General features: G+C 61.3%; 18 protein-coding genes. 6 read left to right on the plus strand and 12 right to left on the minus strand.

What is annotated here, in order from left to right:
• Window positions 1-680: 680 nt before the first annotated feature.
• The 6 genes from pheT to infC all read right to left on the minus strand — a co-directional run bounded on the left by pheT (window position 681) and on the right by infC (window position 6,653).
• A complete protein-coding gene (gene pheT, locus MTX36_RS12300; RefSeq protein WP_243620027.1) occupies window positions 681-3,167 on the minus strand; it encodes a phenylalanine--tRNA ligase subunit beta in 2,487 nt (828 codons plus the stop codon).
• Between the two features lie 64 nt (window positions 3,168-3,231).
• A complete protein-coding gene (gene pheS / locus MTX36_RS12305) occupies window positions 3,232-4,302 on the minus strand; it encodes a phenylalanine--tRNA ligase subunit alpha (protein WP_243620028.1) in 1,071 nt (356 codons plus the stop codon).
• Between the two features lie 139 nt (window positions 4,303-4,441).
• Window positions 4,442-5,257: an RNA methyltransferase gene (locus MTX36_RS12310; RefSeq protein WP_243620029.1), complete on the minus strand. Its 816-nt coding sequence runs from the start codon at window positions 5,255-5,257 to the stop codon at window positions 4,442-4,444.
• Between the two features lie 23 nt (window positions 5,258-5,280).
• The gene (rplT, locus tag MTX36_RS12315; RefSeq protein WP_094273457.1) at window positions 5,281-5,670 is read right to left on the minus strand and encodes a 50S ribosomal protein L20; all 390 of its coding nucleotides are present in this window, start codon (window positions 5,668-5,670) and stop codon (window positions 5,281-5,283) included.
• A gap of 64 nt (window positions 5,671-5,734) precedes the next feature.
• A complete protein-coding gene (rpmI, locus tag MTX36_RS12320; RefSeq protein ID WP_094273458.1) occupies window positions 5,735-5,929 on the minus strand; it encodes a 50S ribosomal protein L35 in 195 nt (64 codons plus the stop codon).
• Between the two features lie 43 nt (window positions 5,930-5,972).
• Entirely contained in the window at window positions 5,973-6,653 is a 681-nt protein-coding gene (gene infC, locus MTX36_RS12325) for a translation initiation factor IF-3 (protein WP_094273459.1), read from the minus strand.
• A 360-nt stretch (window positions 6,654-7,013) separates the two neighbouring features.
• On the opposite strand from infC, the gene MTX36_RS12330 reads away from it, so the two are divergent.
• Both MTX36_RS12330 and MTX36_RS12335 read left to right on the plus strand, forming a co-directional pair.
• Window positions 7,014-7,379 carry a DUF1844 domain-containing protein gene (locus tag MTX36_RS12330; protein WP_169635336.1) on the plus strand — a complete coding sequence of 122 codons (366 nt, stop codon included), beginning with the start codon at window positions 7,014-7,016 and terminating at the stop codon, window positions 7,377-7,379.
• A gap of 19 nt (window positions 7,380-7,398) precedes the next feature.
• Window positions 7,399-7,818: a DUF1801 domain-containing protein gene (locus MTX36_RS12335; RefSeq protein ID WP_243620030.1), complete on the plus strand. Its 420-nt coding sequence runs from the start codon at window positions 7,399-7,401 to the stop codon at window positions 7,816-7,818.
• 22 nt (window positions 7,819-7,840) lie between these two features.
• Here MTX36_RS12335 and MTX36_RS12340 read toward each other — a convergent pair whose 3' ends face one another.
• Window positions 7,841-8,704, minus strand: coding sequence for an LLM class F420-dependent oxidoreductase (locus MTX36_RS12340; RefSeq protein WP_243620031.1), 864 nt, complete (start codon window positions 8,702-8,704; stop codon window positions 7,841-7,843).
• A 156-nt stretch (window positions 8,705-8,860) separates the two neighbouring features.
• Window positions 8,861-9,565 (minus strand): YafY family protein, encoded by a 705-nt coding sequence (locus tag MTX36_RS12345; RefSeq protein WP_243620032.1) that lies wholly within the window; start codon window positions 9,563-9,565, stop codon window positions 8,861-8,863.
• 86 nt (window positions 9,566-9,651) lie between these two features.
• Between MTX36_RS12345 and MTX36_RS12350 the strand changes: the two genes are divergently transcribed.
• Complete coding sequence (locus MTX36_RS12350; RefSeq protein WP_243620033.1) at window positions 9,652-10,359, plus strand: alpha/beta fold hydrolase; 708 nt, start codon at window positions 9,652-9,654, stop codon at window positions 10,357-10,359.
• Between the two features lie 65 nt (window positions 10,360-10,424).
• Here the strand turns inward: MTX36_RS12350 and uvrA are convergent, their stop codons facing one another.
• Window positions 10,425-13,385, minus strand: coding sequence for an excinuclease ABC subunit UvrA (uvrA, locus tag MTX36_RS12355; protein ID WP_243620142.1), 2,961 nt, complete (start codon window positions 13,383-13,385; stop codon window positions 10,425-10,427).
• Between the two features lie 173 nt (window positions 13,386-13,558).
• Between uvrA and MTX36_RS12360 the strand changes: the two genes are divergently transcribed.
• Complete coding sequence (locus MTX36_RS12360) at window positions 13,559-14,245, plus strand: MBL fold metallo-hydrolase (RefSeq protein WP_243620034.1); 687 nt, start codon at window positions 13,559-13,561, stop codon at window positions 14,243-14,245.
• An 82-nt stretch (window positions 14,246-14,327) separates the two neighbouring features.
• Here MTX36_RS12360 and MTX36_RS12365 read toward each other — a convergent pair whose 3' ends face one another.
• Window positions 14,328-15,398, minus strand: a complete 1,071-nt coding sequence (locus tag MTX36_RS12365) for an alpha/beta hydrolase (protein ID WP_243620143.1) — start codon at window positions 15,396-15,398, stop codon at window positions 14,328-14,330.
• A gap of 119 nt (window positions 15,399-15,517) precedes the next feature.
• Window positions 15,518-16,135 carry a TetR/AcrR family transcriptional regulator gene (locus MTX36_RS12370; RefSeq protein ID WP_243620035.1) on the minus strand — a complete coding sequence of 206 codons (618 nt, stop codon included), beginning with the start codon at window positions 16,133-16,135 and terminating at the stop codon, window positions 15,518-15,520.
• 148 nt (window positions 16,136-16,283) lie between these two features.
• On the opposite strand from MTX36_RS12370, the gene MTX36_RS12375 reads away from it, so the two are divergent.
• Window positions 16,284-16,850: a VOC family protein gene (locus MTX36_RS12375; RefSeq protein ID WP_094273467.1), complete on the plus strand. Its 567-nt coding sequence runs from the start codon at window positions 16,284-16,286 to the stop codon at window positions 16,848-16,850.
• Window positions 16,851-16,852: 2 nt separating this feature from the next.
• On the plus strand, window positions 16,853-18,268 hold the full coding sequence (gene leuC, locus MTX36_RS12380; protein WP_243620036.1) for a 3-isopropylmalate dehydratase large subunit: 1,416 nt from the start codon (window positions 16,853-16,855) through the stop codon (window positions 18,266-18,268).
• 19 nt (window positions 18,269-18,287) lie between these two features.
• Here the strand turns inward: leuC and MTX36_RS12385 are convergent, their stop codons facing one another.
• The gene (locus MTX36_RS12385) at window positions 18,288-19,220 is read right to left on the minus strand and encodes a ketopantoate reductase family protein (RefSeq protein ID WP_243620144.1); all 933 of its coding nucleotides are present in this window, start codon (window positions 19,218-19,220) and stop codon (window positions 18,288-18,290) included.
• Window positions 19,221-19,223: the final 3 nt, after the last annotated feature.

The raw sequence follows: 19,223 nt of genomic DNA on the forward strand, positions 1-19,223 counted from the left end.
GTCGCCCGACTCGGACGCCATCGGGCGGTCCCGTCGAACATGCGCATCCATGAACATCTGAAGAAAACCGCCTTCCACGCTATTGACCTGTGAATCCTTAGCTTCGAAAGGATCCGAGGGATGAATATGAATAGGCATCTGCTGCTTCCTATAAACATCGCCCGAGTCGACAGTGACTGTCCGACCTGAGTGCATTCCGACCTGACTGCAATTGGCGTCCTGATGAGACCGTCTACCCGCTGGACCGACTAACTTCGTCGAGACGTCACATCACGTCGGCACACCTGAGAGCCGCCACCGGTCCAGGTCGACGAACGGGAGAATGGCATCAAACTCGTTTTGATCCGTACGCGCATAGATACTCCTTCCAGTCACGCCGCGCCGACATGGTTAGTCACGTAAACAGTCGGCCCCTGTCTACGTGACATTCGGAACTCGACGTCGAGCGGATGGGTGACGATGTGAAGAATTCACAAAATATTGTGTTTGCCTCTTTTTTCGATGGACGATCCCCGCTACCGCGGCCGGAATTTGCCCCCCTCCCGAGAGGAGTTGCACGAAAAAAAGTAAGGGCCTGCAGTCCGGTGCAACACCGAACTCAGGCCCTTACAGGTGAAACTCTATTTCACCAATTCTACAACGGGATCTTGTCACCGAGGATTCCCGGGACAGCGCCCCGACTAGCCACGCATCTGGGCGCCCACGGCCTTGGATGCTGCCTCGACGGCTGCATCGCGGGCGGCGCTGGCTTCATCTTCGGTCAGCGTGCGGTCTACACCGCGGAAGCGCAAAGCGAATGCCAGCGACTTGCGGCCTTCGCCGACCTGCTCGCCTTCGAAGACGTCGAACAAACGGATGTCTTCGAGCAGTTCGCCACCGCCGACACGCAGCGCTTCCTGAACATCGGCTGCGGGCATGTTGCGGTCGACAACAACCGCAACGTCCTGAAGAACTGCGGGGAACGGAGAAACCCGCGGTGCCGGCAGGTTCTCGACCAGGGGCAGAGCATCCAGATCGATTTCGAGTGCGCAGGTGCGCGCCGGCAATCCCGTGCGCTCGAGCACAGCGGGGTGCAGTTCGCCGGCATGGCCGACAACTACTCCGTCGACAAGAATCTCGGCGCAACGGCCCGGATGCCACGGCAGGTACTGAGCCGCGCGCAATTCGATCGCCACGCCCGCTGCTGCGGCAATGACGTGCGCTGCGGCGAAGGTATCGGATGCTTCTGCCGCACGACCCGGTCCCCACGGACCGCTGGGCTCACGCTGTCCGCTGAGAACTGCCGCGATATGCACCGGCTGAGCCGGCAACGAGGCGATCAGGTTGGCAATCTGCTTGTCCGTCGGACGACGGTCGACCGGCAATGCGTCGACCGGCTTGGTGTCCGGACCCGGCAGGACAACCTGAGCGATGCCGTACAGCGAGAGATCACGCTGACCACGGGAAGCATTGCGAGCCAGGATCTCCAGCAGACCGGGCAGCAGAGTCGTCGCCAGTTCGGGGCGATCCGCTTCCAGAGGGTTCAATACCTTGCTGGTGTTGCGACGCGGATCATCCGCATCGAGACCCCACACGTCAAAGACGTTGGTGGGCAAGAATACCGGCGGAAGCACCTCGACGTACCCGGCGTGAGCAACAGCCTTCGACACAGTGCGCTTACGGCGCTGCGTCGCTGTCAATCCACGGCCGGCCGGTGCTGTCGGAAGTACCGACGGAATCTGCTCGAGGCCTTCGAGGCGCAAAACCTCTTCGACCAAGTCAGCAGGCTGCACCAGGTCAGGACGCCACGACGGCGGCGTCGCGACCAGTTGTCCGTGGCCTTCCTCGCTGACTCCGACCTCGACGGTGCAACCGACCTGCGTGAGACGACGGGCAGCCGTGCCGTTGGCGTAGGTGACTCCGGCAACTCGGTCCGGCAAGTCGATGTCCATGTGGATGGCATCGCGCGGAGCAACGCCGCCGACGTCGGTGAGTACGGGCTCGATACGGCCACCGGCGATTTCGACCAGCAGAGCAGCTGCACGATCGACAGCAGCGAGTGGAATGGCCGGATCGACTACCCGCTCGAAACGCTTGCTGGCTTCACTCGACAACTTGTGACGGCGCGCAGTCTTGAAGACCGCGAGCGGATCCCACGTCGCAGCTTCGAGAAGGATGTCTGTGGTCTCGGAGCCGACCTCGGTGGAGGCACCGCCCATGACAGCGGCAAGTGAAATGACACCGGAATCGTCGACAATGACAACATCTTCGGGATCGAGCGTGCGCTCCACCTCGTCGAGTGTGGTCAGCTTCTCCCCTGCCTTCGCGCGGCGAACTACCAGGTCACCCTGGACAGCGCTCGCGTCGAACGCATGAAGAGGCTGACCCAATTCGAGCATCACATAATTGGTGACGTCGACGGCCGGAGAAATCGGGCGGACACCCGAGAGCAGCAATCGGCGCTGCAGCCACCACGGGCTGACAGCCTTGGGATCGATACCGGTAACCTTGCGCATCACGAATCGCGACGCCTTGGACTCGGCTTCGAGGTGGACCGGCCACGCTTCACCCTCGGCGGGGTGGGCGGGAACCGAAGCGGGATCAGCGAATTCGAGATCGAAGCCGCATGCCAGCTCACGCGTCAAACCACGCACCGAGAAGCAGTACCCGCGGTCGGGGGTGATGTTCAGTTCGATGATCGTGTCACCGAGACCGAGCAGTTCATTGCCGTCAGCTCCCGGCTCGGCGGTACCCGGCTCGAGAACCAGGATGCCCGAATGATCTTTGCCGATACCGAGTTCGGAGACCGAGCAGATCATGCCGTCGGAGATCTTGCCGTATGTCTCGCGGGTCGCGATTGCGAAACCACCGGGCAAAACGGCGCCGGGCAGTGCAACAACAACGAGGTCGCCCTCGGCGAAATTACGCGCGCCACAGACGATGCCGCGGGGTTCGGACTCGCCGACCTCGACCTGGCAGAAACGGATCGGCTTCTTGAACTCGGTGAGTTCGGCGATCTCGAGGACCTTGCCGACCACCAACGGGCCGTCAATTGCCTCGAGTGTGTCGAGTTCCTCGACTTCGAGCCCGACTCGGACGAACCCCGCGTCCAACTCTTCCGGGGTCACCTCCCAGTCCGGAGTTGCCCGCTGCAGGATCTCGGTCAGCCAGGATTGCGCTACTCGCACGTCAGCTCAGCTCTCTCGTTTGTCGATAAGTCTGTTAGTCGATAAGTCCGCGTACCCGGACCGGTCAGCCTGCAACACCGAAAGGCAGCGTGAATCGCACGTCACCCTCCACGATGTCGCGCATGTCCGGAATACCGTTGCGGAACTGCAAAGTCCGTTCGAGGCCCATGCCGAATGCAAATCCCGTGTACTCGTCAGGATCGATTCCACTGGCGCGCAAAACCTTCGGGTTGACCATGCCGCAGCCGCCCCACTCGACCCACCCTGCGCCCCCCTTCTTGTTCGCGAACCACACGTCGACCTCGGCCGACGGTTCCGTGAACGGGAAGTAGTTGGGGCGCATACGCGTCCGAGTGTCGGGACCGAACAGCGCGCGAGCGAAGGCGTCGAGCGTTCCGCGAAGGTTTGCCATTGTCAGACCCTTATCGACTGCCAGACCCTCGACCTGGGAGAAGACCGGTGTGTGCGTCGCATCGAGTTCGTCGGTACGGAACGTACGGCCGGGGCAGACGACGTAGATCGGGACATCACGCGAAAGCATCGTGCGAACCTGCACGGGCGACGTGTGTGTACGGAGCACCTGACGCGAGTTCTCCGGAGCAAGATGGAACGTATCCTGCATGGTCCTCGCGGGATGATCCGGCAAGAAGTTGAGAGCGTCGAAGTTGAAGTGCTCGGTCTCGACCTCCGGTCCTTCCGCGATCTCCCAACCCATCGCGACGAAGACGTCGGCGACCTGCTCGGAAATCAAGCTGATGGGATGCCGGGCGCCGACGGGATGGCGACAGGCAGGCAAGGTGACGTCGATTGCCTCGGCAACGAGTACGGCCGCATCGCGCTCAGCCAGAAGAACCTCACGGCGAGCGTCGTACGCCTTGCTGATGCGGGTGCGGAAAACGTTGACGCGCTTACCGGCATCCGCCTTTTCCTTGCCCGGCAAGCTGCCGAGACCACGGCGCGCGAGGGCGATCGGGGACTTGTCCCCCATGTGCTCCACCTTGACATGCGCGAGCGCATCCAGGTCTGCGGCGTCCGCAAGCGCCTTCTCGGCGTTCTCAGCCGCAGCGGTCAACGCCTCTTCGGTGAGCGCACTCGCATCGACGTCCGGCGGGGTCGCGCCCTCATTTTTGGCCACGGCTGTGACACTCCTGTCGCTTCTCGGTTTGCTTCTGTGCTGCGGTCAAGCATGTCAACTGCTGTCGAGCAGTCTCTCTGCCCCGTATTCTCTCAGGCTTCCTTAAATCGAATGCCGAGAGGTCATTTCCGTAAAATTGTCAGCCCTGATCTGCGGTGCGATTCTGTACGCGAGCGCTCGCGTAGAGACAGATCGCGGCGGCAGTCGCCAGGTTAAGGCTCTCGGCACGGCCGTGGATCGGTATCCGAACCCGAAAATCAGCCTGAGCCGCGATCGCCGGATCAAGTCCATGCGCTTCGTTACCGAACAGCCAAGCGGTCGGCTTACTCAGGAGTTCGTCGGCATTGTCGAGGTCGATCTCACCGTCGGCTGCTGTCGCCAGAATTTGGATTCCCGCGGCACGGATTTGTTCGATGACCACCGCTGTATCGCGTTCACGAACAACGGGTAGGTGAAACAGGCTTCCGGCCGACGATCGAACAACCTTGCCGTTGTGCGGATCAACACTGTCGCCGGCCAAGATCGCGGCGTCAGCACCGACGGCGTCGGCAATCCGGATGACAGTTCCCGCGTTGCCGGGTTCGTTGACCTCGACAGGAACTGCAAGGAGCCTGGTTCCGGGGCGGATCGCGTCACTCAGCGGAACATCGAGGAGATCACACACAGCTACCAGTCCGGGCGGTGTGACCGTGTCACTCAACGCTTTGGCCGCACGGTCCGTGACAAGCGATACCCGCACACCGGCTGTCAGCGCGAGGTCGATGACATGCTGATAACGCTCGGCTGCATCCTCGGTATAGAAGAGGTCATGCACCGAGCGGGCTTCGCCGTTCAAGACTTCCGTCACGGAATTCTCGCCCTCGACGAGGAAACGTCCTGCTTTACGTCGTTCTGCTGTGCGCAGGAGCTTGACAGCAGAAACGACCCGCGGTGTCCGCTCGGTGAGCGGATCCACGGGCCGTTGCTGTGATGCGTCGATCAGGCTGCTTCTCCGGCAGGCGCATTCACGTCAGCCGGCAGAGCGGCCTTCGCGATTGCGACGAGGGCCACAAAGGACTCCATGTCGGAAACAGCGAGCTCGGCCAGCATCTTGCGGTCGACCTCGACCTCTGCCAGGTGCAAGCCCTGGATGAGGCGGTTGTACGTCATGTCGTTGGCGCGAGCTGCAGCGTTGATTCGCGTGATCCACAGCTTACGGAACTCGCCCTTGCGTGCACGGCGGTCGCGGTATGCGTAGACGAGCGAGTGGAGCTGCTGCTCCTTCGCCTTGGTGTACAGACGTGAACGCTGTCCACGGTAGCCGCTGGATGCAGCAAGAATTGAACGACGCTTCTTCTGGGCGTTGACCGCCCTCTTTACGCGTGCCACTTGAAAATCCTGTCAATCTAGGGGCTGAAAATTCGACCCCGGGTGGTCAATAAAGGGGGCGAACTCAGATGCCGAGCATGCGCTTGATGCGCGGAGCGTCGTCAGGGCTGACAACAGCGGTGCCGTCGAGACGACGGGTGACCTTGCTCGACTTGTGCTCGAGAAGGTGGCGACGGCCGGCCTTCTGGCGCATGAGCTTTCCGCTGCCGGACACCTTGAATCGCTTCGAGGCGCCGCTGTGGCTCTTCATCTTGGGCATGGAGTCCTCAGTTCTTTGTTACGTGGTGATGCTTGGGAATCGACTAGCTGGTCGGAGCTTCTGGCGTGGTTTCGTCTGCCGCCGGAGCTGCCGGTGCTGCGGGGGCCTCAGGAACGGGCTTCGGTGCGGCCTGAGCGACCGGTGCCTGTGCGCTTTCCTGTGCCTTGACGCGAGTCTTGGCACCCTTGTGCGGCGCCAGAACCATCGTCATGTTGCGGCCGTCCTGCTTTGCCGAGGTCTCGACGAAACCGAGGTCCGCGACGTCTGCTCCGAGACGCTGCAGGAGTCGGTAGCCAAGCTCGGGACGTGACTGCTCACGTCCGCGGAACATGATCGTGACCTTGACCTTGGAACCTGCTTCGAGGAAGCGAACAACGTTGCGCTTCTTCGTTTCGTAGTCATGGGCGTCGATCTTCGGCCGGAGCTTCTGCTCTTTGATGACCGTCAACGTCTGGTTCTTACGCGACTCGCGTGCTTTCTGCGCTGCCTCGTACTTGAACTTGCCGTAGTCCATGATCTTGCAGACCGGCGGACGGGCATCGGGAGCTACCTCGACGAGATCGAGGTCGGCCTCCAGGGCCAAGCGGAGTGCATCTTCAACACGCACGATGCCTACCTGTTCACCGCCCGGTCCGACCAAACGGACCTCGGGAACGCGGATACGATCGTTGATGCGGGTCTCAGTGCTGATGGGGCCTCCTAGGTTGAACGGTGCGGTCTTCATGACCGCACGCAGCCTGTACCGCCCGCATCCCAACAAAAAACCCCGCTAGGATGATTTCTCACCTGCGGGGTCCGATGTCGACCGATCAAATAGAATCCAGCTCACGCCAAAATCTATCTCCTCGACTAAACGAGGAACCTGACGAAGAATAAATCCTTCGATATCAGGTGACCGGGACCACTGAACTGCAGTTTTACCTGCCGCGCAGAGGTGGGAGTCGGACTCCACTTGCTGCCCCCGAACAATTCGGAGGCGGTCGTTGCAACAAGAGTAGCAGGCCGTCGGCGATCAAACTAATCACCCCTGAGCAAGAGCAGGCCCGATTGAAGTGCTCGCCGCGATGATGGAATCCTTGCAGACATGAGTGAGAACTTCGATGTAGATCAGAACACCGACGCGAACCCTGACGTCCGCGAACTCTCCGAGGTTCCCGCAGTCGAGGTCATCAGCCGTGCCGCAGTGATGCTGATGAGCTCCGCAGCAGAAAAGCTCGGACTTTCCGACGCAGATCCGTCATCCAGCCCCTACCTGGACTTGGACGAGGCGCGACGCGTCATCACTGCACTGGCAGGCTTGGTCACCGCTTCTGTCGAGTACCTGGGCCCCCACGCCGGTCCCATCCGCGAAGGCCTGCAGGCACTGCAGCGCGCCTTCCGTGAAGCGTCGTTGCATCCGGACGAGCCGGGCAAGGGCCCGGGCGAGAAGTACACCGGACCGGTGTACTGAGCCGAAAGCGAGATAACACATGGCAACCGCAAATAAGACTGCGCCGTCGAACGACGACGTCGCTGCCTTCGTCGAGCGTGTTGCCGATCCGGTCAAACGCGCCGACAGCGTGGAGTTGATCTCCATGCTGTCGGCCGCGACCGGCGAACCTCCCGTTCTCTGGGGCACCAGCATCATCGGATTCGGCGCTCGCCACTACAAATATGCAAGTGGCCACGAAGGCGACACCGCGCTGATCGGGTTCTCCCCCAGATCCACCGCCCTGACGCTGTATCTGTCCTTGAACTTCGACGATTACACCGACACCCTCAAACGTCTGGGCAAACATAAAATCGGCAAGGGATGCCTCTACATCAAGCGACTCAGCGATGTGGACCGCAAAGTATTGACCGAGCTCATCACGGAATCCGTTGCAGCAGCGCAGAAAATGAGCGCCTGAATCACCTACGGCCGCGACGAGCTCACTGTTTCAAAGCTGCGGCGATCCGGCGCCATTGCTCACGGGGATATGTCTGAGGGTCGGAATCGAGCACTTGTAAGCACACGTGGTCTGCGCCGGCCTCCACATGCTCATGCACCCTGCGAAGAATTGTCTCCTCGTCACCCCAGACAATCATCGCGTCGAAGAGTCGATCACTGACCGAGTCCAGGTCTTCTCGAGCGAATCCCGACCGCAACAGGTTGTTGGCGTAGTTAGGCAGCAACAGGTAGTTGCGTAGCCACTCAGTTCCGATGGCGCGTGCCTCGTCTGCGTCGGTAGTCAGGATCGCAGTCTGCTCCGGAAGCAACAACGGACCGTCGCCGAGCGCGGCCCTGGCCTGTGCGGTGAAGGCTGGCGTCACCAGGTACGGATGCGACCCGTTGGCGCGAGTTGCGGAGAGATGCAGCATCTTCGGACCCAATGCAGCGAGCACTCGCGCCTGTACCGGAACCGGCTGCTCGGTGGCATCGAGCGCATCGAGGTACGCCTGTGTCGCAGCGAGTGGCTTCTTGTAACGGCCTGGTTCGCCAGCGTCGACGAGAGGTGCGTGACTCACGCCGATACCGAGGATCAGACGATCACCGTACTCGGCGACACATTCGTGGTAACTCCGGGCTACATCCGCCGGCTCGTGCATCCAGAGGTTGAGAATGCCGGTCGCCACCACGACCCGTTCGGTCGCGTGCAAGAGGTTTTCGACGGCGTCGAAAACCTTCCCCCCGACATCGGGTATCCACAGCGCCGAGTATCCCAACTCCTCGAGTTCGGCGGCCGCCTCGGCGGACTCCACAAAATCGCCGTAGCGCAGTTGAGAACTCCAAATACCTACACCTGCGAGTTTCATTACTCACTCCTCGTTCCGACGCCCCGAGGCGTCGTCAGTGTGACCGTTCGTTGGTGTGCACGCTAACTGATTCAGGCCGGGAAAATGTCCATCCGGCCCGCCGAGTTCACCACGAGCCTGCCCAGCCTCTCCGCCCCCAACAAACGAATCCGAACGTCAACCGAGTTCAGCGGCAGATCTTGCGGCATCCGGAGGCTGCCCGAAAGCTGCCGACTCCCGAGGCACGAACTTCTGACTGGTCAGAGTCGCAGTGCGGATCCGATCAAGCCGAAACCACCGCACCGCATCCCTCGCACGGCACCAACCGATCAAAAACCACTGACCACGGGTCTGGGCAAGCAAATGTGGTTCGACCAGGCGTCTCGACTCGGCACCGTCACCGTCGACGTACTGCAGAGACACCACGAACTTATGCTCCAACGCCTGCTCGACGACACGTCGATTCAAGCCGGAATCAGCCGAAACGCTCTCGTCGTTTCGGATCCAGACTCTGCCGCTGAGTTCCTCGAAGCGAGCCCGACTGTCTGGATCCATGACGTCTAACAACTTGGCCAGCGCCGCTCGTCCATCATCGGCGAAGGGCGCATCGCCAACTGAAGTAAGCGCCAGCGCGATTGAAACTGCCTGCGGAACAGTAAAATTCACCGGAGGTAAGGTCACGCGCCCGATCAATCGGTAACCACCGCCAGGTCCCGATCGACCCTCGATAGCCGCGCCTGACTGCATCAAAATCTCGACATCGCGCTTGACGGTGCGGGAGGTGACACCGAACTGATCGGCCAATCGCGACGCACTGCTTCCGCTGTCACCACGACGACGCAACTCCTCGAGAAGTGCATGCAACCTGGCCGCCCGATTCACGTTGTCAATTCTCTCAAATTTCTTTATCAAATGGTGACAAAATCAGTGACACGCAGTTGTCACCGATCTCGTTGCAGAGTGGCTTCATGAAAACTCACATCGTCCTCGTTCCCGGATTCTGGCTCGGCAGTTGGGCGTGGGACGCAGTACTCCCCCACCTCGAGCGCCCGAACACCCGAGTAACGGCACTGACCCTGCCCGGCCTCGAAGCTGTGCACACTCCGCGCATCTCGGTGACCCTCGACAGCCACGTGCAGACCGTTGTCGACGCAGTCGCGGCGTCCGACGAGCGAACTGTGCTCGTTGTCCACAGTGGCACTGGTCCGGTTGGCTACGCCGCTACCGACCGTCTGCCCGATCGCATTGCGCGCATCGTCTACGTCGACAGCGGCCCCGTCCCGGACGGCACAGCACTACGACCCGACGTCACTGAAGAAATTGTCGAACTTCCTCTTCCATCGTGGGCAGAATTGGAAGCCGACGGGAGCAGCCTCGAAGGACTTGACGAACCTGCACTGGCTGCGTTTCGCAGTAGAGCCGTTCCTGAACCTGCCGGCCCCGCCCGTGACCAGATCACGCTGACCGATCCGCGGCGCTACGACGTCCCGACCACGGTGATCTGCAGCAGCTTTCCCTCCGACGTCATTGCCCAGATGGCGGATGGCGGATTTCCACTAGCAGTCGAACTGACGAAGCTCCCGGTGACGTATGTCGATCTGCCGACCGGGCACTGGCCGATGTGGTCGCGGCCGAAGGAACTAGCTGAAGCAATTCTCGATGCCGTGGATGCGTAGAACCTCGAGAAAGTAGTGATGCCGGGTCGGAAAATTCCGACCCGGCATCACTATTGACCAACTACCTATCCCACCGAAGCTGCCTTCTTACGTGGTGCAGCTTTCTTGGGTGCAACAGCCTTGACCGCACGCTTCTTCGCAACAGCTTTGGCTTTGACCGGAGTGTGCTGGGCCGACAGGACTTCACTGAGGAACTTGCCGGTGTAGCTTTCAGGAACGGCGGCAATCTCTTCCGGAGTTCCTTCTGCGACAACGGTTCCACCACCCGATCCGCCTTCCGGACCCATGTCGACAACCCAGTCCGACGTCTTGATCACGTCGAGATTGTGCTCGATCACGATGACGCTATTGCCCTTGTCGACCAAGCCGTTGATAACGATCAGCAACTTGCGGATGTCCTCGAAATGCAGGCCCGTCGTCGGCTCGTCGAGGATGTACACGGTGCGTCCGGTGGAGCGTTTCTGAAGCTCGGCCGCCAGCTTGACGCGCTGAGCTTCACCACCGGACAGCGTCGGCGCCGGCTGACCCAAACGCACGTAACCGAGGCCGACGTCCACGAGCGTCTTGAGATAGCGGTGGATCGAAGTGACCGGCTGGAAGAACTCTGCGGCCTCTTCGATGGGCATGTCCAGAACCTCGGCGATGGACTTGCCCTTGTAGTGAACCTCGAGGGTTTCACGGTTGTAGCGAGCCCCGTGGCAGACCTCGCACGGCACGTACACATCGGGCAGGAAGTTCATCTCGATCTTGAGCGTTCCGTCACCCGAGCAAGCCTCGCAGCGACCGCCCTTGACGTTGAACGAGAAGCGTCCTGGTTGATAACCGCGCACCTTCGCTTCGGTGGTGGCCGCGAACAGAGTACGGATCTTGTCGAAAACACCTGTGTACGTAGCCGCGTTGGACCGCGGGGTACGACCGATCGGCGACTGATCGACCTGGACCAACTTGTCCAGCTGATCAAGACCGTTGATGCGGGTGTGGCGACCCGGCACCTGACGAGCACCGTTGAGCTTGTTCGCCATGACCGTGGCCAGGATGTCGTTGACCAGCGTGGACTTACCGGAGCCGGAAACACCGGTAACAGCGGTAAGAACGCCTAGGGGGAAACTTACGTCGATGCCGTCGAGGTTGTGCTCGCGGGCGCCGACAACCGTCACTTGACGCTTGCGGTCGACCGGACGGCGAACTTCGGGAACCTCGATGAACTTTCGTCCGGAGAGGTACGCGCCGGTGATGGACTCCTCGCACGTGAGCAGTTCTTTGTAAGGTCCACTGTGGACCACTTTGCCGCCGTGCTCGCCGGCATAGGGTCCGATGTCGACGACCCAGTCGGAGGTACGGATGGTGTCTTCGTCGTGCTCGACGACGATCAGTGTATTGCCGAGGTCACGGAGCCTGGTCAGCGTTTCGATCAGTCGACGGTTGTCGCGCTGATGCAAACCGATGGACGGCTCGTCGAGTACGTAGAGAACGCCGACGAGACCGGACCCGATCTGCGTTGCGAGGCGGATCCGTTGGGCCTCACCACCGGACAATGTACCGGCAGCACGCGAGAGCGAGAGGTATTCGAGGCCGACATCGAGGAGGAATCCGAGGCGAGCCTGAACTTCCTTGAGCACCTGACCTGCGATTGCCTCTTCACGCGACCCGAGTGTGAGGCTGTTCAAGAAATCTGCGCAATCGGAGATCGAGAGTTCACAGACCTCCGCAATGGACTTGCTACCGAATGCGCCGGCAGCGATAGTCACCGACAAGATCTCGGGGCGTAGACGCGCACCACCACACGCGGGACACGGAGTGTCGCGCATGTAGCCGTCGTAACGTTCCTTCATCTGGTCGGATTCGGTCTGCTCGAGCCTGCGATGCAGGAACGGCATGACGCCTTCGAACTCCGCATAGTAAGAACGCGTACGGCCGTACCGGTTTTTGTACTTGACGTGAACCTGTTCTTCACTGCCTTCGAGAATTGCCTTGCGCGCCTTGGCCGGAAGCTTGTTCCACGGCGTCTTCATATCGAAGCCGAGGATGTCGCCCAAGCCGGACAGCAGGCGTCCGAAGTACTCGGAACTCTGCCCCATCGACCACGGCGCAATGGCCCCGTCCTGGAGGCTCAGTTCCGCGTCAGGCACAACAAGTTCGGGATCAACTTCCTTGCGGATACCCAGACCGGTGCACTCGGGGCACGCACCGTACGGCGAGTTGAACGAGAACGAACGCGGTTCCAGATCGTCGATAGCCAATGCGTGGCCGTTGGGGCAGGCCAACTTCTCGGAGAACCGCCGTTCCCGATCGGGAGCATTTTCTTCGCGGTCGACAAAATCGAGAACAACAATGCCCTCGGCAAGACGAAGCGCCGTTTCGACCGAGTCGGTGAGGCGCTGCTTGGAACTCGCCTTGACCTGCAGACGGTCGACAACGACCTCGATGTCGTGCTTTTCCTGCTTCTTCAACTTGGGCGGATCAGCCAGCGAATGTACGACGCCGTCAACACGAACACGCGAGTAGCCCTGCGTGTTCAGCTGATCGAAGAGGTCGACGAACTCGCCCTTCCGAGTGCGCACCACCGGAGCGAGAACCTGGAACTTGATGCCCTCTTCCATCTCGAGGACCTGGTCGACGATCTGCTGAGGCGTCTGACGCGCGATCTTCTCGCCGCAGACGGGGCAATGCGCAGAACCTGCCCGCGCGTAGAGGAGACGGAGGTAGTCGTAGACCTCGGTGATGGTGCCCACGGTTGATCGCGGGTTTCGGTTGGTCGACTTCTGATCGATCGACACAGCCGGCGACAAACCCTCGATGAAATCGACATCAGGCTTGTCCATTTGCCCCAAGAACTGACGCGCATACGCCGAGAGTGACTCGACGTAGCGTCGCTGCCCTTCGGCGAAGATCGTGTCGAACGCGAGGCTGGACTTACCGGAACCCGACAGCCCAGTGAAAACGATCAAGCTGTCTCGCGGGAGATCGAGATCGACTCCCCGCAGATTGTGCTCACGCGCACCCCGCACGATCAGGCGATCCGCCACACCAATTCCCTTCATCGTCATTCATCTGGGGATGTCCCACCAGTGAAGTCCCGAGCAACCAACCGCAGCGAGTCCTCGAACCAGGCCATGTTAAGCCGAGCCACCGACACGTTTCCGTCTCCAGTGTGAACCCAGCGTTCTACCTGCTCCTATTCGAAGGTAGCGTGCCATTCATGACGAATCTGCCCATCGTGATCGACAACTCCTACACCGGTCAGCTCTCCCCCGATTCTGCGCCTCAACGACGCACTCTCGACGGCGCAACCATCACAAAGATGTCTGTCGGCCCCATGGACAACAACACCTACCTCGTGGTCTGTTCCACAACTGGGAAGTCACTGCTGATCGACGCGGCCAATGAAGCCGAGAAGATCGTTGCGTTGATCGAGCAGGAAGCACCGGTCTTCGATTCCATCGTCACCACCCATCAGCACGGTGATCACTGGTTGGCCCTGAAGGACGTCCACGCCGAAACCCAGGTTCCGACGGCAGCACATCCCCTCGACGCAGGAGTGCTCCCAGTTACACCGGATGTACTCCTTGAAGACGGTGACACGGTCACCGTCGGCAGCCTGGCTCTCGACGTCATCCACTTGTCGGGCCATACGCCGGGATCTATCGCACTCGCGCTGACCGAACCTTCCGGCCAGGTTCACATCTTCACGGGCGACTCGCTCTTCCCCGGGGGAGTTGGGAAGACGCCCGACCCCGAGAAATTCACCTCACTGCTCGACGACGTCGAGACGAAGCTCTTCGGACGCTACGACGACACCGCCATCATCTACCCCGGACATGGCAAGGACACGACTCTCGGCGTCGAGCGTCCGCACCTGCAGGAGTGGCGCGATCGCGGTTGGTGACATGAAGACGGCGACGCCCTCTCCAGCGTGAAATCCCGGAGAGAGCGTCGCCGATGACTATTCGATTCCGGCGAAGGTCTGACTAACTCGACACTCCGAATCGCTTTTCAATCCACGCTGCGGTCAGGTCGGCGAGCTCGTCACGAGCGCCCGGGGTGAGGAAGTAGTGGTCCGCTTCCAACTCGTGAAACTCCTTGTCCTGCGCGCCGATCAACCCGCGGATCGCCTCGGCATCGCTGGGAAACACACCGGTGTCCTGCAAACCGTTGACCACGAGCGAGGGAACAGTGATGTTGGGCAGATGCGCAACCGCCCGGGTCTGAGAGTCCTCGAGACTCCACAGCGACAGCCACGTCCTCAATGTGCACGCTGAGGCAATTCCGAACACCGAGCGGTTCGCCCGCTCCGGAACACCGGCGTAGCAAAGATTCGCCTTGCGATTGGTGGGCTCGAGGGTCGGATCGACCATCCGCGGATCGGCCCACGTTCGGAATACCGAAAACGGCCGATCGTGGTAGCCCGCCGCCGTGATCCGCTCGAACTCCGCCTTCACCCATCCTGTGATTCTGTGGTTGCGGGCAACCTGCGCAGCACGGTAGCGCTCGACGAACTCGGCGCTGTACGCAGGCCCGTTGCCCGGATTGAACAAGTCGAGCGATGAATCCGTCGCCAATGGATCATTCTCATCAGTGACCGAACCATCCATCCACGAAGTAAGCACGTCGGGCCGCCCCAAGTGGGCTGCGGTCGAGATGTACGCGTCGCCGGCCGGCAGGTTTTCGACACCAGCCACCAAGGACATTCCGGGCAACGGCGTGATACTCGGTGCCACTGCTTGTGATTGGTAGGCAGCCATGAGCGAGCCACCGCCCGAGTTGCCGAGAAGTATGACGTTCTCCACGCCGGCCACCTCGCGGAGCCAGCGAACACCCACTCCGATATCGGTGAGGGCGTAGTCCAGGATGAATCGCGCCTCGTCTCCACGGAACCGGGTATTCCAGCCGAGGAAACCGATCCCCCGTTCTGCCAGGTAATCCGCCATGTAGTGCTCGGAGAAGTCGATTTGGTAATGCGTCGCGATGACGGCCGTCTTCGGGCGTGTTCCGGCCCGCCGGTGATACAGACCTTGACATGGGTGTCCACCCGCGCCCATTCGGGGAAGGTTGAGACTCGGCAGTCCGACAAAGGTGCGTTCGATGGCCACTACGACTCCTTGTTTATAAATCTGGGTTCAGATTTAGTATCACGGCGTCGAGCTATAAGTCCATACCCTCACTCCCGCCAATACACGGCGCGGAACCAGATTTCGGTCAACGTCGCGATACATGCCTCGTCATCAACGCCTGCCGCACCACCATTGGCAAGCTTCTCGTAACTGAACATGTTCAGCATTCCGACTATCGCCGTTGCAGTGAGACGAGGATCGACGCCCGGGCAGTAGCCCCGCTCCTGCGCTCGGACAACTTCCTCGGTGATGCCGGAAATAGCCTCCTCGCAAAGTTCGTCCCAAACTCGGGCGAAGTCATCGTTGACCATGGCGAGCTGAAAAACCCCCACCATCTCCGCGAGTCGCTCCCGGTATGTCTCCCAGTGCGCCCTGGCCGACGCCTCCACACGCTGCCGCGGCTCGCGGCCGACCAACTTCCGGTTGGCCTGTGCGCGCACACGCGCGTCCGCCTGGAACTGACGTGCCCAGCTCTCGAGCAACGCCTCTTTGGAGTCGTAATAGTTGTAGAACGACGCCGGCGACCTTCCCGCTTCCGCGAGGATGTCGGCCACCCGCATCTTGAGGAAACCCTTTTTCGCAATCACCTTGCGGGCAGCAGCGTCGATCGCTTCCAGCGTTTCGCGGCCCCGCTTCGTCGGTCGCGGCTTCTCGGAACCAGTCATGTGCGCACCCTTTCACGGCAGCCGTAGATCGTCAGCCGTCTTTCTACACCAGAGCCGCACCGTGGCCGCGCACACGCGCCGCAAACAACCATTGTCCGTATATAAATCTGATGTTAGAATCAGTTCTTCGCCCTCGAAAGGATGTCTCATGAGCACACCCCGTTTCGAAGTACGAGGCTTCAACCACGTCGCGCTCGTCTGCTCGGATATGGAAAGGACCGTCGACTTCTACACGAATATCCTCGGCTTCCCCCTCGTGAAAACCGTCGATCTTCCCGACGGCATCGGACAACACTTCTTCTTCGACGTCGGCAACGGCAACTCCCTCGCGTTCTTCTGGTTCACCGATGCTCCTGACGGTGTTCCGGGCATCTCCGCGCCCGTCGAGAAGCCAGGCTTCGGCGAATGGACTAGTGCCGTGAGCTCCCTCAATCACATCGCGTTCGACGTCCCTCCCGAGAAGTTTCAGGACTACCGCCAAAAGCTGAAGGAATCAGGTGTCCGGGTAGGCCCGCTCGTGAACCACGACGACAGTCCGTCCCAGATAGCGACCGAGATGCACGACGGCGTGTATGTCCGCTCGTTCTACTTTCAGGACCCCGACGGCATTCTCCTCGAGTTTGCGTGCTGGATGCGCGCCTTCGGTCCGCACGACGTCTCACACACGCCGCGGACTGCAGCGGACCGCCGTAAGCCCGTAGCTGTCAACGACTGAAGATGAAAGGACGGGCCGTGGCGCCGCGCACCTTGTTCGACAAGCTCTGGGACGAGCACGTTGTCGTTCGCGGCGACACCAGTCCCGATCTGCTCTACATCGACATGCACCTGCTCCATGAAATGACGTCCCCGCAAGCTTTCGAGGGACTCCGGGCCGCGGGCCGACCAGTCCGTCGGCCCGATCTGACGATGGCGACCGAGGACCACAACGTACCCACCACCGGACCTGGGTCGCCCGTCTCGGATCCGCTGAGCCGACTTCAATTGGAGTTGGTTCGCCGCAACTGCGCGGCGTTCGGTGTGCCGCACAACCCTATGGACTCAGCAGGCAACGGCATCGTTCACGTAATCGGGCCCGAACAGGGCCTGACGCAACCCGGTCTGACAATCGTGTGCGGCGACTCGCACACCTCCACCCACGGAGCCTTCGGAGCACTTGCCTTCGGGATCGGAACAAGTCAGGTCGAGCACGTTCTGGCAACACAAACACTCCAAATGGAGCGGCCGAAGTCGATGCAAGTGCGTATCGACGGTGACCTCGACCCCGGTGTGAGCGCAAAAGACCTCGCCCTGCACGTCGTTCGTGCCCTAGGCCCCAACGGTGGCGCCGGGAGCGTCATCGAATACCGAGGAAACGCGATCCGTGCGCTCAGCATGGAACAGCGAATGACCTTGTGCAACATGACCATCGAATGCGGTGCGCGCGGCGGCTTGGTTGCACCTGACGACGTGACTTTTGCCTACCTGCACGGCCGCAAACACGCTCCGGCAGGTGCCCGGTGGAACGAAGCGCTCGCATATTGGCAGACACTGCGCACTGACGACGACGCTCAATTCGACCGCACCCGGGCACTATCTGCGGCTGACATCTCCCCGACCGTCACCTGGGGCACCATCCCCAGCCACTCGGTCTCGCTGGACGGCGTTGTCCCGGCCCCTGACGAGTTCGACAACCCGGCCGAGCGCGAAGCTGCGACTCGCGCCCTGGAATACATGGATCTGAAACCGGGAACTCCAATGCGCGACATAGCAATTGACACGGTATTCATCGGGTCCTGCACCAACGGGCGGCTTGAAGACCTACGTGCGGCGGCGCAGGTAATCACCAACCGAACAGTTGCTCCCGGCGTCCGAGCGCTCGTGGTTCCGGGGTCGCGCGCCGTCGCGACCGCTGCGGAGGCAGAGGGACTCGACCGGATCTTCACCCAGGCAGGGTTTCAGTGGCGCTCCGCCGGGTGTTCGATGTGCACTGCAATGAACCCGGACGCCCTGGGTCCCGGACAACGCTCGGCGTCGACGACCAATCGAAACTTCGAGGGTCGACAAGGTCCGGGAGCACGAACCCATCTCGTGTCACCGGCGGTGGCAGCGATGACAGCCGTACGCGGCCGGCTCAGCGGTCCTGACGACTACTGAGCCGGCCGCGGCAACCAACTCAGCTGCCGGGACGGACCCCGAAGCCTGCCTCCCGGGTCCGGACCAGCGCAACCAGCGTTGCGTTGACCGGGGCGAGCCGGCCGACCTTTGCCGCCTCGCGAGGAATGGCACCGTTGATCAACGCGATCTCGCTAACCCGTCCGGCCTCGTGATCGAGCAACGCTGACGGCTTCGCCGCGGGCATTCTCGCCCCGAAATCTCGTACGAACGCGACCGGGTCGTCGACAGCGATGGCGATGCCGCGGGCCTTGGCCATCTCCCACGCCTCGATCGCAGCGGCCCGGCTGACCGGGCCCATCTCGTCGTGATCGAGTACCTCTCCCACCGTCAGACCAGTCAACGCACACGGAGCACTGAAGGCCACGTTGCAGATCAGCTTCTCCCACTGCATCGCAGCGATGTCGTCGACGGCCAACGCGTCGAAACCCGCTGTCCGCCAGGCCTCGGCAACCCGGTCCACGACCGCGAACGACAGATCACCGTAGGCCCCGAACCGCATCGCCCTCATCGCGTTGTGGTTCACCTGGCCGGGGGCAACGAGCGACGCACCGAAACCGCTGGCAATGCCTACTGCGAGTCGGTCCGCCCCCACATGCCGGGCGACCTCGTCGGCTGATCCCAGACCGTTCTGAATTGTCAGCACCACTGTGTCGTCGCCCATCAGGCTGCCGAGTGAGGCCGCCGCGGCCGGGACATCGGAGGCCTTCACCGCCAGAATCACTAAATCGACCACCTCATCCGGGATCGCCGAGAAAGCGCGTATCGACGCCACCTGCTCCCCGTCCGGACCGGAGATTCGCAGTCCCGAGGTCGCGATGGCGTTGACATGATCCACCCAGCGGTCCACCACCAACACGTCGTGACCGGCAGTCGAGAGCCTGCCCGCATAGACGGAACCCATTGCACCGCAGCCGACTACAGCCACTTTCATTCG

The organism is Rhodococcus sp. ARC_M6, assembly GCF_022810305.1.
In the GTDB taxonomy this organism is placed as follows: domain Bacteria; phylum Actinomycetota; class Actinomycetes; order Mycobacteriales; family Mycobacteriaceae; genus Rhodococcus_F.